The organism is Vreelandella halophila, from assembly GCF_019903425.1.
Taxonomy (GTDB): Bacteria; Pseudomonadota; Gammaproteobacteria; order Pseudomonadales; family Oleiphilaceae; genus Halospina; species Halospina halophila.
Map to the genome: position 1 here is coordinate 2,544,773 of NZ_JACHUZ010000013.1, position 14,846 is coordinate 2,559,618.

At 63.2% G+C, this 14,846-nt stretch carries 12 protein-coding genes; 6 read left to right on the forward strand and 6 right to left on the reverse strand.

Going from position 1 to position 14,846, the window contains the following annotated elements:
- Nucleotides 1-227: 227 nt before the first annotated feature.
- Nucleotides 228-3,362, forward strand: coding sequence for a ribonuclease E (gene rne / locus H4I92_RS16135; protein ID WP_077531538.1), 3,135 nt, complete (start codon nucleotides 228-230; stop codon nucleotides 3,360-3,362).
- Between the two features lie 9 nt (nucleotides 3,363-3,371).
- On the forward strand, nucleotides 3,372-3,914 hold the full coding sequence (locus H4I92_RS16140) for a YecA/YgfB family protein (RefSeq protein ID WP_077531539.1): 543 nt from the start codon (nucleotides 3,372-3,374) through the stop codon (nucleotides 3,912-3,914).
- Here the strand turns inward: H4I92_RS16140 and H4I92_RS16145 are convergent.
- A complete protein-coding gene (locus tag H4I92_RS16145) occupies nucleotides 3,902-4,780 on the reverse strand; it encodes a PHP domain-containing protein (protein WP_077531540.1) in 879 nt (292 codons plus the stop codon). The genes H4I92_RS16140 and H4I92_RS16145 overlap by 13 nt on opposite strands.
- Nucleotides 4,781-4,891: 111 nt before the next feature.
- Here H4I92_RS16145 and H4I92_RS16150 point away from each other — a divergent pair, with 111 nt between their 5' ends.
- Both H4I92_RS16150 and H4I92_RS16155 read left to right on the forward strand, forming a co-directional pair.
- On the forward strand, nucleotides 4,892-5,191 hold the full coding sequence (locus H4I92_RS16150) for a YciI family protein (RefSeq protein ID WP_077531541.1): 300 nt from the start codon (nucleotides 4,892-4,894) through the stop codon (nucleotides 5,189-5,191).
- 65 nt (nucleotides 5,192-5,256) lie between these two features.
- The gene (locus tag H4I92_RS16155) at nucleotides 5,257-5,946 is read left to right on the forward strand and encodes a TIGR04211 family SH3 domain-containing protein (protein ID WP_077531542.1); all 690 of its coding nucleotides are present in this window, start codon (nucleotides 5,257-5,259) and stop codon (nucleotides 5,944-5,946) included.
- Between the two features lie 12 nt (nucleotides 5,947-5,958).
- On the opposite strand, the gene H4I92_RS16160 is transcribed toward H4I92_RS16155, so the two are convergent.
- The 4 genes from H4I92_RS16160 to ppsA all read right to left on the reverse strand — a co-directional run bounded on the left by H4I92_RS16160 (nucleotide 5,959) and on the right by ppsA (nucleotide 10,268).
- Nucleotides 5,959-6,255, reverse strand: a complete 297-nt coding sequence (locus H4I92_RS16160; protein WP_077531543.1) for a PilZ domain-containing protein — start codon at nucleotides 6,253-6,255, stop codon at nucleotides 5,959-5,961.
- Nucleotides 6,256-6,407: 152 nt separating this feature from the next.
- Entirely contained in the window at nucleotides 6,408-6,905 is a 498-nt protein-coding gene (gene rraA / locus H4I92_RS16165; protein WP_077531544.1) for a ribonuclease E activity regulator RraA, read from the reverse strand.
- A gap of 26 nt (nucleotides 6,906-6,931) precedes the next feature.
- On the reverse strand, nucleotides 6,932-7,855 hold the full coding sequence (locus tag H4I92_RS16170; RefSeq protein ID WP_077531545.1) for an alpha/beta fold hydrolase: 924 nt from the start codon (nucleotides 7,853-7,855) through the stop codon (nucleotides 6,932-6,934).
- Between the two features lie 40 nt (nucleotides 7,856-7,895).
- On the reverse strand, nucleotides 7,896-10,268 hold the full coding sequence (gene ppsA / locus H4I92_RS16175) for a phosphoenolpyruvate synthase (protein ID WP_077531546.1): 2,373 nt from the start codon (nucleotides 10,266-10,268) through the stop codon (nucleotides 7,896-7,898).
- Nucleotides 10,269-10,436: 168 nt separating this feature from the next.
- Between ppsA and ppsR the strand changes: the two genes are divergently transcribed.
- Nucleotides 10,437-11,255, forward strand: a complete 819-nt coding sequence (ppsR, locus tag H4I92_RS16180) for a posphoenolpyruvate synthetase regulatory kinase/phosphorylase PpsR (RefSeq protein WP_077531547.1) — start codon at nucleotides 10,437-10,439, stop codon at nucleotides 11,253-11,255.
- Here ppsR and H4I92_RS16185 read toward each other — a convergent pair whose 3' ends face one another.
- Nucleotides 11,256-14,180 carry an insulinase family protein gene (locus tag H4I92_RS16185; protein WP_077531548.1) on the reverse strand — a complete coding sequence of 975 codons (2,925 nt, stop codon included), beginning with the start codon at nucleotides 14,178-14,180 and terminating at the stop codon, nucleotides 11,256-11,258.
- 143 nt (nucleotides 14,181-14,323) lie between these two features.
- Here H4I92_RS16185 and H4I92_RS16190 point away from each other — a divergent pair, with 143 nt between their 5' ends.
- Nucleotides 14,324-14,788 carry a hypothetical protein gene (locus H4I92_RS16190; protein WP_077531549.1) on the forward strand — a complete coding sequence of 155 codons (465 nt, stop codon included), beginning with the start codon at nucleotides 14,324-14,326 and terminating at the stop codon, nucleotides 14,786-14,788.
- The last annotated feature ends 58 nt before the right edge of the window (nucleotides 14,789-14,846 follow it).

Sequence of the window (14,846 nt, forward strand, 5' to 3'; positions counted from 1 at the left end):
ACAGAAGCACCGGTTCGGGCTGTCCTGCTCATGAATATGACATAAGACCTCGTAGCCGGTACGGGACAGACTTCGGTGGCGTGCGGCCACAGAACCGTACGCCCTCAAGCACGGGGCTGGCCATAGAAGGCCCCTCCGGCTTTGCTGAAGCGGGCGAACGTACGCCCGCTGTCTCGTCATTGCGCCCCGCACCGCTTCCGTCGCAGAACGATGGAAGTTTGTTCCACATGAAAAGAATGCTGATCAATGCAACTCACGAAGAGGAGTTGCGTGTCGCTCTGGTCGATGGCCAGCGTCTGGTCGATCTTGATATCGAATCCAGCACCCGCGAACAGAAGAAATCCAACATCTACAAGGGGCGCATCACCCGCATCGAGCCGAGCCTTGAAGCCGCCTTCATTGATTACGGCTCCGAACGTCACGGCTTCCTGCCCCTGAAGGAAATCGCCCGCGAATACTTCAGCAAGGCCCCGTCCGAGATTGATGGCAAGATCAACATCAAGGACGTGCTCAACGAAGGCCAGGAACTGATCGTCCAGGTCGACAAGGAAGAGCGTGGTAACAAGGGCGCGGCCCTGACCACCTTCATCACCCTGGCCGGGCGCTACCTGGTCCTGATGCCCAACAACCCCAGAGCCGGCGGCATCTCGCGTCGCATCCAGGGCGACGAGCGCAGCCAGCTCAAGGAGGCCATGTCCGGGCTGAAGGTGCCCAAGGCCATGGGCGTGATCGTCCGCACCGCCGGGATCGGCCGCGAAACCGAGGAACTGCAGTGGGACCTGGATTACCTGCTGCAGTTCTGGGATGCCATCACCCAGGCCGCGGAAGCGCGCAAGGCGCCCTTCCTGATCTACCAGGAAAGCAACGTCATCATCCGCGCCGTGCGCGACTACCTGCGCCAGGACATCAGCGAGGTGATGATCGACTCCCCCAGCGTGTACGAGGATGTGCTCAACTTCGTCCGAGCGGTGATGCCCTCCTTCGAGAACCGCATCAAGCTCTACACCGATGACATTCCTCTGCTGAGCCGGTATCAGATCGAGGCGCAGATCGAGACCGCCTTCCAGCGGGAAGTGTCCCTACCCTCCGGTGGCTCGCTGGTAATCGACCCCACCGAGGCACTGGTGTCCATCGACATCAACTCCTCGCGCGCCACCCGGGGCGGCGACATCGAGGAGACGGCCTTCCAGACCAACCTGGAGGCGGCGGACGAGATTGCACGGCAACTTCGCCTGCGCGATATTGGCGGCCTGATCGTGATCGACTTCATAGACATGTCACCCAACCGCCACCAACGCGAGGTCGAACAGCGTATCCGGGAGGCACTGGAGCTTGATCGCGCCCGCGTGCAGCTGGGCCGCATTTCCCGCTTCGGCCTGATGGAAATGTCTCGCCAGCGGCTACGGCCCTCGCTGGGCGAGACCCGCAGCGAGGTCTGCCCGCGCTGCAATGGCCAGGGCGCCATCCGCAGCATGGAATCCCAGGCGCTGAGCATCATGCGCCTGATGTATGAGGAGTCCTCCAAGGACAAGACTGCGGAAGTACGGGCACTGGTACCGGTCACGGTCGCCGCTTTCCTCCTCAACGAGAAGCGCGACGAGATCAACGCCATTGAGCGACGCGAGAATGTGCGGGTTCGGGTAATACCCTCCCAGAACCTGGAGACACCACACTTCGAAGTCCAGCGCCTGCGGACCGATGACACCGAAGTCACCGTTGGAGAAGCAAGCTTCGAGATCGCTGCAAGGCACGAGGACGAACCGGAAGATGCCTGGTCCATTGGCCAGAGCACCGGCGAACGGGAAGAAGCCGCTGTAAAGGCGGTAACCCCGGCCAACCGCACCCCTGCCCCGGAACCCAAGACCGAAACACCGGCAGCCGGTGAAACACTCGGGTTCTGGCAGCGGGTCGGACGCAAGCTTCAGACCATGTTCGCGGCCCCGGAAGAATCCAGCTCAAGCCAAAAGGATACCGGCTCAGGCAACCAGCGCCAGGGCGGCGGCTCTTCCGACCGGAGACAGGCCCAGAGCGGCGACAACCAGCAGCGCCAGCAGGGTGGCGGCCAGCAGCAGAGCGGCCGTCAGGGCCAGGACGGCAACAACCAGCGCGGCGGCCAGAACCGGCGCCGCCGTGGTGGCCAGAACCGCAACCGGAGCCAGGGACAGCAGGATTCGGACAGCCAGCAGAAGTCCGGTGGTAAGCAGGACGGCGGCAAGCAGGAAGGTTCCGGCCAGGGCGGTAAAGGCGGTGGCGGTAGCCAATCCCGCCAGTCCGGCAAAGGTGGCGGACAGAAAGCCAGTGGCGACCAGAAGTCCGGTGCTGACCAGAAATCCAATGCCGAACAGAAGCCCAGGGGCGAGCAGAAATCCGGTTCCGACCGCAAGCCCGATACCGAGCAGAAGTCCGGTGGTGGCAACAAAGGCGGCGGTAACGAGGGCGGTCCCCAGAAATCCAAAGGGGGAGGTAACCGTCGCAATCGTGATTCGGACCGTGACGAGCAGCAGAAGGAGGAATCCTCCGACAAGCAGTCCCAGGGCGGCGGCGATAAGGCCCCCGAGGGCAGTGGCGACAACCAGGGCCGCTCCGACAACCGCAGGAAGAACCAGGGCCATGGTGGTTCCGGCGGCAGGAACCGGAACCAGCAGGACAGCGCCGAGGACGAAACACCAAACCCGGAATTCCAGCGTCCCCGCCGCCCCCGGCAGAAAAACGGCAAGCCTGCTGACCAGGAATCCGCCGAGGGCGTGAAAACGCAAGCTGTTGACGCCAAGGCGGAGAAGGAATCCGGATCTGAAGCGAAAACCGACGCCCCCAAGGCGAAGGAAAGCGCAGCACAAACGACGGAGCCCCCTGCAGCCGAAGAGACTCATGCAGCTGAAAAGGACTCCGGTTTTGGCAAGGAAAGCACCGCTGAAAGTGCACAGCAGCCGGAGGAACCCCCGAAGACGGCCCTCAGTGAGGCAGCAGCCACCGATGGCGAGCCCGCTGCCAGCACGAAAGCCCGGAAACAGCCGGAAGCGGAGGGTAATGACGATGCTGCCGGTGACGCCGGAAAAAATGCCGGCGCCCAGGCAGCTGAACCGGCGCCTTCCGTAGAGGAACCCTCTACGGAATCCGGCACCGGGCCTCAAGCGGAGGCCCGCGCCGAATCAACCTCCCAAGCTGAACCGGCAGCCGCCGCGCCCGCCCAGGCGGCAGAAGCGGAAACCGCGACCGGCGGGACGGAGAACAGCCCGGCCGAGGATGAGGTTCACCTGGAGCCCATCAAGGGGCGTGCCTACAACGACCCGCGGGAGATCCGCCGGCGTCAGGAAGAGTTCCGCAGGGCCCGCAACCAGGCAAAGACCAATGAACAGGAGTGAGACCAGGTTATGCTGACCGATCAGGACGTGGAAACCTTGGAGTCATTCCTGTTCGCCCCGGGACAGAGCGATGAGGCACTGGATGTGTTTGGCCTCCACGGGGTGGTTACAGCCTCCGTGGTGGGGCCCGTGCCAGTGTCGGTGGAACGTATCCATGCCATCGCCACGGGCCAGCCCGAGGCCGGCGGCGACGCCATGCCCGAGGAGTTCGGGACACTGGTGTCGCGGCTGGTGAGGACCATCCAGCAGGAGCTGGAACAGGGTCAGACGCTGGAGTTGCCGGAACCCGAGGATGACGACACCGCCGAGGAGGCGCTTGAGAACTGGTGTGCGGGCTTCACCGATACCTTCCTGCTGGATGAGGATCAGTGGGTTGGTGAGGAGGACGAGGAAACCGTAGGGCAGCTGATGACGCCCATACTGACCCTCTCAAACCTGTTTGACGATGAAGCCTTCCAACAGGCGCGCAAGGACCCCAAGCGCCTGGCGGACTATGCCGACGCCATCCCCGAACTCCTTACGGACCTCTACCTGCACTATCATTCGCCCTGAAGGCGGGCCCGCGTCTCCCTCCGGAAGTGCCACCAGACCGGCTCAGGTCCGACAGGCAGTTCCGGAAGGCGGCCCAGCTCGGACCAAGGCCGTTCCGGCCAATGGAAATCACTGCCCCCGGAGGCCCAGAGCCCGCCATCCAGGCACAGGCGCGTAAGATAACCGCTATCCTGGGGTGAATGCCCGGCACTGAGAACCTCCAGCGCCTGACCGCCGGCATCCTGGAATGTCTGCACCAGCTTCCTCAGCTTGTTGTTGGTCAGCCCGTAACGGCGCGGGTGCGCCAGCACCGGAATGCCTCCGGCCTCACGGATCCAGCCAACAACCTCGGCCAGTTCCGGCCAGCAGGCTGCCACATCTCCCACCTTGCCGGTTCCCAGATAGCGCTGGAACGCCTGACGTGCCCCGGGAACCACGCCTGCATCCACCAGTGCCTGGGCAAAATGGGGCCGCCCCGGAACGCCAGCCGCCAGAGCGCGCGCCTCCTCCAGTACCGAGGGCAGCCCCTGTTTCCGCAGCCGCTCATCAATGGTGCCCGCACGCTCGTGCCGGACGCTCTCCTGCCCTTCCAGCGCCTCTAGAAAGCCCATATCGTCCGGATCGAAGTCCAGGGCCACCACATGGATGGTCTGGCTACGCCAGAGGCAGGACAGCTCCACACCGCTGACCAGATGCATGCCTTCCGCCATGGCCGCCTCCCGGGCCTCGGCCACGCCGGCAATGGTGTCATGGTCGGTCAGCGCCAGAACGCCCACGCCCTTCTCCGCGGCGCGGGCCACCACTGAGGCCGGCGAAAGACCGCCATCGGAGGCGGTGCTGTGGCAGTGCAGATCCGCAAGCAGCGGCCTGGGTCCGTCAGTATGCATAATGCTCCGGGAAATGCTGTTCCATGCCGGGATTGGCGCGAAGGCGGGGGCAGCTTATCATAGGCGGCTGTTACGACTCATACGCCCCCGTTTTCCAGGCAGGAGATCCGTATGTACTACGCCATCATCGCCAACGATGTTGCAGACAGCCTTGAGCGCCGCAAACAGGCCCGGGCTGCGCACCTTGAGCGCCTTGAGGCCCTGAAGAGCGAAGGGCGCCTGCTCATGGCTGGGCCCTTCCCCGCCGAGGATACCACCGAGCCGGGCGAGGCCGGGTTTACCGGCAGCCTGGTGATAGCGGAATTTGAATCCCAGGCAGCAGCACAAGCGTGGGCAGAGGCGGATCCCTACGTGGAAGCAGGTGTTTACGAAAAAGTTACAGTCAGGCCATTCAAGCCAGTGCTGCCCTGAGCCTCACTGGGCAAGGCGAATGCGCTGTGGCAGAATCCGGACTCCGTTTAACAGGGAATGACATCATGACCCCACAGAAAGGCATGAACAGAGCATTACGCTGCATGGTGCCGCTGCTGCTTGTGCTGGCCTCCGTGGCACAGGCCGAAACCCGATATGTGGACGATGTGATCTACGTCCCGGTTCGCTCGGGCCCGAGCAACGAGTACCGGATCATTGAGTCCGCCCTGCGCAGCGGCACCCCCGTGGAGGTGCTCGAAGAAGACGCGGAGAACGACTATTCGCGTGTACGCTTTGGTGATGACGAAGAAGGTTACATCGCAACCCGCTTCCTGAGTTCCGAGCGTATTGCGGAAGACCGGCTCCAGGACGTCCAGCAGCAGCTGGCCAGCACTGAAGAGGAGCTCTCTGGAGCGCGCTCACAGCTGGAGGAGACCCGCTCCGAGCTTGAGCAGGTACAGCAGGAGAAGCAGTCCCTGGAATCGGAGCTCAACGAAACCAGTGACGAACTTGAGCGCATCCGTACCATCTCCGAGGACGCGATCAATCTCGAGAAGCGCAACCGCGAGTTGCGTGAGGAACGCCAGGAGTTGCGCAAGGAGGTTGAGCTGCTGACCAACGAAAACCAGCGCCTCGAAGACAGCCGTGAATCCAGCTACCTGCTGACCGGGGGCGGCCTGGTGATCGCGGGCATTTTCATAGCGGTTATCTTCCCGCTGCTCAAACCCAGCCGCAAGAGCGAAAACTGGGCCTGACCATGGTCAGGCTCAGCGCTTGACCTCATCGATCCGCAGACCGACACGCCAGCGGCCACCGTCTATCGGTTCACTTCTGAGTACGGTGGAAACGGTCTCGAAAGGCGGAAAATCCGGGTTGTGGGAGGGCAACGACGTATGCAGCCGCTGCCCTTCCGCCATCTCCCGATCCATCTCAACCGCCATCCCAGTGGCGCTCAGGTCCACGCACCGCCCCTGTATCCTCTGGTCACTGCCATCCTCGAAAAGCTCAACCACCGTATCCACGTGCATACGGATAAAGTCGCGCTTCTCTGACGTATCCCGCATTGAGTCTCCGGTCATGAGATGATCCCGTCCCACGGTTGTTATTGTTACTGGTCGACTACGTTATACCGGGAGGGGCTACGGGCGTCAAAGAATGAGATGGCATAAGGCGGAACGGGAGCCGGATGTGTGCGCCGGCTCCCGGAAACAGCCGGTTACACGGAGACTTCCGGCAGCGGTTCAGCGGATACGATGATGCCGTTGTTATCGGCATAGACATAATGACCGGGTTCGAAGGTGACTCCGCCAAAGCTGACGGCCACGTTCAGATCTCCCAGCCCCCGCTTCTCACTCTTACGCGGATGGGTAGCCAGGGCCTGAACGCCAATGTCCGTTTCGCCGATCACGTCCACATCCCGGATACAGCCGTAGACAATCACGCCCTGCCAGCCATTCTTCGAGGCCTTTTCCGCCAGCATGTCACCCAGCAGGGCAATACGCAGCGAGCCGCCGCCGTCGACGACGAGCACCTTGCCATGCCCTTCCTTGCCGACCTGCTCCTTGACCACGGAGTTGTCCTCAAAGCATTTCACGGTGACGATCTCGCCACCAAACGCACCGCGCCCGCCCAGGTTCACGAACATGGGCTCAACCACAGCTACTTCCGGGTGCTCATCCACAAGGTCCGGTGTGACGATTGTCTCTTGCGACACGATTTCCTCCTGATCCAGTTGCGATTTCAGTCGATACTGTCAGCCCGCAGGCCGCGGGTATGTTCTGTCAGCCAGGCGCGGATATCATCCTGGAGCGCCGTTCCCAGGGTGCTCTGGCCGGCGGCGCTCCTGCTGCCGCTCTCCTGGCCCAGGGTATGGCGGACCTGTCCGCCAAGATTGCCCGCAAAGTCGCGCACAGTGGCCTCCTCATCCTCGACACCGACCACGAGCCCCGGGCAGCGGATGACGCGCAGTCCTTCGTGGGTGGGATGCCCCTTGCCCCTGCGGTAACGTTTCTGGGTCCGGTACAGATCCCGGAACAGGGCGCTGGGCTCATCCTCCGGGCCCCAGCCGTGCAGACCACCCAGAAACCGCTGGCGCCGGCGCAGCCCCAGTTTCTCACCCATGGTCGCCTCGGATTCCGTCCAGTGGGAATCCGCCCGGCCGGGGTCCACAAAGACGGCGGCGGGCACCAGGCGCAGGAAGCGGTGGTTGTTGACCAGGGCGTAAGCCAGCATGCGGGCTCCAAGGCCCTGCCCAAGCCAGGCCGGGGGCACGCCGCTCTGCTCTTCCACGAACCGCTGTACAGGAGGCAGGTCCTCCTCCGCCAGCAGCGCAATGTGGCCCAGCGCCCAATCGCGGTTACGCGGGGACATGCCGTGGCCGCGCATCTCCGGCAGCCACACATCAAACCCGTATCGGGCAAGCAGCCCTGCCAGTCCCTCGCCTCCGGGCGAGAGCCACTCGCGCTTATTCTGGAACTCCCGGTGAATGAGCACAACCGGAACGCGTCGACCCTGCCAGGCCGGATCCCGTACCCGGGTCACCGCGATACGGACGCTGGGATCCGGGCTCACACCGGGGTTCAGCAGGTACACGTCCTCATAGAGGTCAGCGGCCATTTCGGTAGCCGACAGGGTCACCGGAAACAATCGGCTGCTGCTCTGCATACCCGCTTTCCTCAAGCCTGCCTGGGGTTACACCGGTCGATCAGGAGTGCTGCCCTTCCGCCAGGAAGAACCAGGTGTCCAGCACCGAATCCGGATTAAGAGAGACACTGTCGATGCCCTGATCCATCAGCCATTTGGCCAGATCCGGGTGATCCGAGGGCCCCTGGCCACAGATCCCAACGTACTTGTTGGCCCTGCGGCATGCGGCAATGGCGCTGGCCAGCAGCGACTTGACCGACTCGTTGCGTTCATCAAACAGGTGGGCCACGATCCCGGAATCCCGGTCCAGCCCCAGCGTGAGCTGTGTCAGGTCGTTGGAACCGATGGAGAAGCCGTCAAAATGCTCCAGGAACTCATCCGCCTGGAGGGCATTGGCCGGCAGCTCACACATCATGATCACGCGCAGGTCCTCGCGACCGCGTTCCAGACCATTCTCCGCCAGCAGTTCCACGACCTGACGACCCTCGCCCGGCGTACGCACGAACGGCACCATGACCTCAACGTTGTTCAGACCCATCTCGTCCCGGACGCGGGTCAGTGCCCGGCATTCAAGCTCAAAGCAGTCCCGGAAGGAATCCGAGATATAACGGGATGCCCCCCGGAAGCCGAGCATCGGGTTCTCTTCGTCCGGCTCATACAGGGTGCCCCCGATCAGGTTGGCGTATTCATTGGACTTGAAGTCCGACAGCCGCACGATGACCGGCTTGGGATAGAAGGCGGCCGCCAGCGTGGATATGCCCTCGACCAGCTTGTCCACGTAGAAGTCCACCGGTGAGCTGTAACCGGCGATGCGCTTCTCAACCGTCTGCTTGATGTCCCCCGGCAGCGAGTCGAAATTCAGCAGCGCCTTGGGATGAACGCCGATCATGCGGTTGATGATGAACTCCAGCCGGGCAAGACCCACGCCTTCGTTCGGCAGGGCCTGGAAGTCAAAGGCCCGATCCGGGTTGCCGACGTTCATCATGATGCGGAACGGCAGCTTGGGCATGGATTCCACGGAATTCTCGCGCAGCTCGAAATCGAGCCGGCCGTCATACACCAGGCCGGTATCGCCCTCGGCGCAGGAGACCGTGAGCTCCTGGCCCTCCTGGACCAGCTCGGAGGCATTACCGCAGCCGACAACAGCGGGAATACCCAGTTCCCGGGCAATGATGGCCGCATGGCAGGTGCGTCCGCCACGGTCCGTGATGATCGCGGCGGAGCGCTTCATGACCGGCTCCCAGTCGGGGTCGGTCATGTCCGTCACCAGCACATCCCCTTCCTGGACGCGGTCCATCTCGTTGATGCTGGTAACGATCCGGGCCGGGCCGGCACCGATGCGGTGGCCGATGCTCCGGCCCTCAACCAGCACGGTCCCCTTCTCCTTGAGCAGGTAGCGCTCCATGGTGTGCAGCCCCTTGCGGCTGCGGACGGTCTCAGGCCGTGCCTGAACAATGAACAGCTTACCGGTGTCGCCGTCCTTGGCCCATTCGATGTCCATGGGCCGCCCGTAGTGTTTCTCGATGGTCAGCGCCTGGCGGGTCAGCTCGGTGACATCCTCATCGGAGAGGCAGAACCGGTTGCGATCCTCCGCATCCACCTTGACCGTCTCAACCGAACGGCCCATTTCACCGTCACCGGCATAGACCATCTTGATGGCCTTGCTGCCCAGGTTGCGACGCAGAACGGCGGGGCGACCGGCCTCAAAGGTCGGCTTGTGCACGTAGAATTCATCCGGGTTGACCGCACCCTGTACCACCGTCTCGCCCAGACCGTAGGAGGCAGTAATGAACACCACTTCCTGGAAACCGGATTCGGTGTCGAGAGTGAACATCACACCGCTGCTGCCGGTCTCGCTGCGCACCATGCGCTGGATGCCGGCAGAGAGCGCCACCTTGTTGTGATCAAAGCCGTGATGTACGCGGTAGGAAATCGCCCGGTCATTGAACAGGGAGGCGAAGACCTCCTTGATGGCGAGCTTGACGTTATCCAGCCCCACGATGTTCAGGAAGGTTTCCTGCTGCCCCGCAAAGGAGGCGTCCGGAAGATCTTCCGCCGTCGCGGAGGAACGAACCGCCACCGCCATGCGCTCGTTACCGTCCTGCATGGCGCCGAAGCGGTCCGCAATCGCCTGCTCCAGCGCCGGCGGGAAAGGCGTATCGATGATCCACTGGCGGATCTTCGCACCAACCCGTGCCAGTTCGTTGACGTCATTGATGTCCAGACTGTCCAGCGTCTCATCAATGCGCTGGCGCAGCCCGTCCTTCTCAAGAAACTCGCGGTAGGCCTGTGCTGTGGTGGCGAACCCACCGGGTACCGTCACACCGGCATTGGCGAGGTTACTGATCATCTCCCCGAGGGAGGCATTCTTGCCGCCCACGCGCTCGACATCGTCCATGCCGAGTTGCTCGAAACCGATGATGAAATCGTCCAAAGCCAATCTCCCTCGTTATTGCCTGTCACCCGGGGCGCCACGCGCCCTGCAGAGCCCGCGTATCATACTGTAACCGGCAGGGTTATCTCCACCATTGCGCGGAGCGGGTTCACAGACCGACCGTATCGGCCTAGGATACCGGAAAATCAGGAGAGAGCCCCACGCCTCATGAAACGCACCGCCTTCTTCATCTCCGACGGCACCGGCATTACCGCCGAAGCCCTTGGCAACAGCCTCCTGGCCCAGTTCGACAGCATCCAGTTCGAGAAGATCACCCTTCCCTACATCGATTCCGTGGGCAAAGCCCAGGAGGCGGTTGAGCAGATCAACAAGGCGGGGGAGCTCGACGGGGCGCGGCCGCTGACCTTTGATACCATTGTTGACAGCGAGATCCGGGGTGAACTCTCCAGAGCCGAAGCGTTCATGGTGGACATCTTCGGCACCTTCCTGTCGCCCCTGGAGAACGAGCTTCATTCGAGCTCCTCCTACACTGTGGGCAAATCCCACGCCATCTCCCGCGACGGCGGCTACGAGGAACGGATCAAGGCGGTGAACTACGCGCTGGAGAACGATGATGGCGCCCGCACCCGCTACTATGACGACGCCGACGTCATCCTGATCGGCCCGTCACGCAGCGGCAAGACACCCACATGCCTGTATCTCGCCCTCCAGTACGGCATCAAGGCGGCGAACTACCCGCTGACCGAGGAGGATATGGAGGAGCAGCGCATTCCCTCCGCCCTGCAACCCCACCGGCAGAAGCTTTTCGGACTCACCATTGACCCCAACCGGCTGTCGGCCATCCGCAACGAACGCCGCCCCAACTCCGGTTACGCGTCCCTGCGCCAGTGCATGATGGAAGTCAATGAAGCGGAAAGCATGTACCGGCGCGAGCGGATCCCGAGCCTGAACACCACGGACTACTCGGTGGAAGAAATCTCCACCCGTCTCCTGGTCCAGACCGGGATCGAGCGCCGGGCACGCTGATCAGATCTCGAGAACCTTCATGCCAAGATCCGCCAGCCGCTGCCGGTTACCATGACCGGTGACCACGGCCGTGGAGGCGCGTTCAGGCGTAAGCCAGCGTTCGGCCGCCCTCTGCATGGAGGCCAGATCCACCGCCAGTACCCGCTCGCGGAAGCGCTGCTGCTGCTCGGGCGTACGCCCGAAAAGCCGGCTCTGATACGCGAAGCGGGCCTCCCCCGCGGGTGAACGAGGACGGTCCAGCTGGGAGATTACACCCAGTATGGCCTCTTCCACGGAAGCCGCCGTCTGGCCCCCCGCGTGCAGCCACTCCAGCGAGCGGTCGAAGTCGGCCAGGGTCTCCTCAAGTCGTGGATCGCGATAGGAGAAGAACCGGAAGACCCCGTTCGCGCTGTCCTGCCCCGCGCCGCTGCCGTAGGCACCACCCTGCTCGCGGATGCTGCGGTGCAGGTTGTCATTGCGCAGCAGCACGCCCAGCACGCTCAGCGGCGCCGCATCCGGGTGTTCCACCGGCACCGTCGGGAAGGCCCGGGCGCAGAAGTTCACCTGGGTCGCGGTCAGCCAGCCTTCGTTGACCTGTTCACTCACCGGATCCAGATGGAAGCCGCCGGCGGCCTGTTCCCCATCCAGGGACCAATGGCCGCGTACCGCCGCCTCGGAGTCTTCCAGCCCACTGCTCTCACCGATCAGCAGGAAGTCCGGGCCCCCGGCATGGATCCGCTCATGGAGTTCCGAAAGCCGCTGGCAGAAGCGGTCAAGCTCAGCGCTGTCGTCCAGGCGGTCGTCCAGTGCAACCAGCTGCCGGATGCCCTCAAGCCCGCCCAGCTCATAAGTCAGGCGGGCGCCGGGGCTGGCCCCATGGGAGGCAGCCCCCATGGCCAGCGCATGTCCGCTGCCGGTAATCGAATGCTCCCGACGGGCCCGCATCTGCGCCACCAGCTCACGCACCCGCTCCTTTTCGTCGAAACGTGCGGCGGAGGCTACGTCATGCAGAAGCCCGGCGAGATCGTCGCTGTTCGCGGCCAGGGCCTTGCCGCCCAGGGTGAAGTAACCGCGCACGGACTGGACATCGTCGACATTGCCCTTGATCGTGGCCGCGCCACTGATACCGCCACTGCCCGCCGAGATGCGGTCCTGCATACGCAGGTAATCATCGGAGCCCGCGCCCACTTCACTCAGCATGCTCGAATAGATGGGCAGCAGCTGACGGTGTTCCGGTTCCAGGTCCGGCAGCGGTGCCACCAGCTGCTGGTACACCAGGCCGTTGGTCCCCATGTGATAGCGGGTGATACGCCCGGACGCATCGGACTCACCTTCCGGGATCTTCAGCGACGCCGGCACATCCTCGATGCCCACGCGCGGCAGCATGCTGTCGTCCGCTTCCTGGTTCTGGCGCGCCTGCAGGGCCTGCGCCTGCTCCACCAGGGTGCGCTCCTCCTCGCCGCTCAGGCTCGCCTTGCGCTCGTCCAGCGCCTGCCGGACCGCCTGTTCCCGGCGTTCGTTGAGCCCGGTGTCCGGTGCCAGGGCCAGGCGTACCCGGTGCGGGTTGTCCAGAAGCAGACGCCGGATCAGCCCGGGCACATACTCCGGATCCTGGATACGCTGACGCAGCCGTTCCAGCACCGGCTCCAGGTCGAGCAGGTCCACGGGATCACCACCGTGCACCATGGGCGAAAGCGCCTGCATGATCAGCTGCAGGCCATAGGGGAACCCGTCGCCCGAAATCTCGCGCTGCTGCAGTTCCAGCTGGTGCACGATGGCCTCCAGCTTCTCATGGGCAACGCCCTCCCGGGCCACGTTCTCCAGGGTTTCGAGAATCAGGTTCTCCACCTCACCGGCCTGCTCCGGCTCCGTACCCTCAATGCCGCAGACAAAGGTCATTTCCCGATTGGAATCCTCGAGACCGCACAGTGGCGAGGGGGCCTGCCCCAGGCTGGTGGTCTCCAGCGCCTGCAGCAGCGGCGAGGCGCTGTTTTCCAGCAGTACGGCCGTAAGCAGCTCCGCCTCGAGGTTCTTCTCAAGGTCGAAGCTCTCCCCCAGCAGCCAGCCCATGACCACGTGGGTGCGGTTGTCGGTGCCCTCGTCAGGGTCCACGCCATAATGCTCCTGGACCCGCACGGGCGCGTAGTAGCGCTTCTCATTGCGCACCGGCAGGTCGATCTCCGCCGCCGAGAACCGGTTCAGCGCCAGGGACTCGAAGCGCTCCTGGTGCTCGCGCGCCGGGATATCGCCAAAGGTGGCGAAAATGGCGTTGCTGGGGTGGTAGTGGCGGCGATAGAACTGGACCAGCTGATCATAGGTCAGGTCCACGATGTGGTCCGGCTCGCCGCCGCTGTTGTAATGGTAGGTTGTGGTCGGGAACAGGTGCTTCGACAGTGTCTGCCAGAGCTGCGACACGGGCGAACTCATGGCCCCCTTCATCTCGTTGTAGACCACGCCCCGGTGCACCAGCGGCGTACTGGGGTCATCCGGGGTCTCGAACTCCAGCCGGTGGCCCTCCTGGGCAAAATCCAGCGGGTCCAGATTGGAGAAGAACACGGAATCCAGGTAGACCGAGAGAAGGTTGTCGAAATCCTTGCGGTTTTTGCTGGCAAACGGATAGGCCGTCCAGTCGCTGCTGGTCAGCGCGTTCATGAAGGTGTTCAGCGAGCGCTGGATCATCATGAAGAAGGGATCGCGCGTGGGGTAGTTCTCGCTCCCGCACAGAGCCGTGTGCTCGAGAATGTGCGCAACCCCGCTGGAATCCATAGGGAAGGTCCGCAGGGCCACGAGAAAGACGTTCTCGTCGTTGTCTGAAGCGAGATGCAGATGGCATGCCCCGGTGGCCCGATGCCGATACTCCTCCACTTCCAGGTGAAGTGTCTCGATCCGGTGATTGCGTACCCACTCGAAAGCCGGGTGAACCTGCGGTTCCGCCTGATCCAGCATGCTCTCTTCCTGTCCTGTGAATGTGCCGCCATTCTAGCGGTTGCGCGCCCGTGTTCCCACAGGCGTGGCGGAATGCCCTCTGGCAACCGCTCACATCTTGTTTATAGTGTGGGGACACTGGGCAACGTCTGAATGGGTAATCATTGACCGGCCAACACGAGCATACAGAGACTTCCGGATCCCGCCCCCGCGTTGAGGCCTATTGGGTCGAACGCAAGCGTTACCTGGAGGAAATCCGCGGCATACCGGAACTGCGGCGGCGATACGTCAATGCACTGGTGATCTACCTGATCCGCCGTATCCTCTGGTCATTCGGATTCTTTCCCGTGTTCCTGGGGGTATGGATTCCGCTGGTGTTCGCGCGCTTCAACCCGGTGGCGCTGGTGGACAACGCCCTGCCCCACCTGGAGCGCTTCGTGGACGCAACCGCCCAGGTCCAGGCCACCACGCTCGATACGCTGGTGCTGTCCTGGCTTTCCGTGGGCCTGCTTTTCGCGGTCTTCGACCTGGTCCTGACGCCGTTCAAATCGCCCTACGAGTATGAAGCGGATGTCCACATGCGCGCCTGGGAGGAACTGCAGCAGCGGAGGCACTCGGAAAACGCCTGAAAAGTGCGTCACTTCACGCAGCCACCGCCAGTTCTCCGATAACATGAAGTCAGACTGA

Excerpts from the sequence above, each read along its gene's own strand:
- rne (WP_077531538.1), top strand. The coding sequence starts at position 228 with ATGAAAAGAATGCTGATCAATGCAACTCACGAAGAGGAGTTGCGTGTC.
- H4I92_RS16140 (WP_077531539.1), top strand. The coding sequence starts at position 3,372 with ATGCTGACCGATCAGGACGTGGAAACCTTGGAGTCATTCCTGTTCGCC.
- H4I92_RS16145 (WP_077531540.1), bottom strand. The coding sequence starts at position 4,780 with ATGCATACTGACGGACCCAGGCCGCTGCTTGCGGATCTGCACTGCCAC.
- H4I92_RS16150 (WP_077531541.1), top strand. The coding sequence starts at position 4,892 with ATGTACTACGCCATCATCGCCAACGATGTTGCAGACAGCCTTGAGCGC.
- H4I92_RS16155 (WP_077531542.1), top strand. The coding sequence starts at position 5,257 with ATGACCCCACAGAAAGGCATGAACAGAGCATTACGCTGCATGGTGCCG.
- H4I92_RS16160 (WP_077531543.1), bottom strand. The coding sequence starts at position 6,255 with ATGCGGGATACGTCAGAGAAGCGCGACTTTATCCGTATGCACGTGGAT.
- H4I92_RS16170 (WP_077531545.1), bottom strand. The coding sequence starts at position 7,855 with ATGCAGAGCAGCAGCCGATTGTTTCCGGTGACCCTGTCGGCTACCGAA.
- ppsR (WP_077531547.1), top strand. The coding sequence starts at position 10,437 with ATGAAACGCACCGCCTTCTTCATCTCCGACGGCACCGGCATTACCGCC.
- H4I92_RS16185 (WP_077531548.1), bottom strand. The coding sequence starts at position 14,180 with ATGCTGGATCAGGCGGAACCGCAGGTTCACCCGGCTTTCGAGTGGGTA.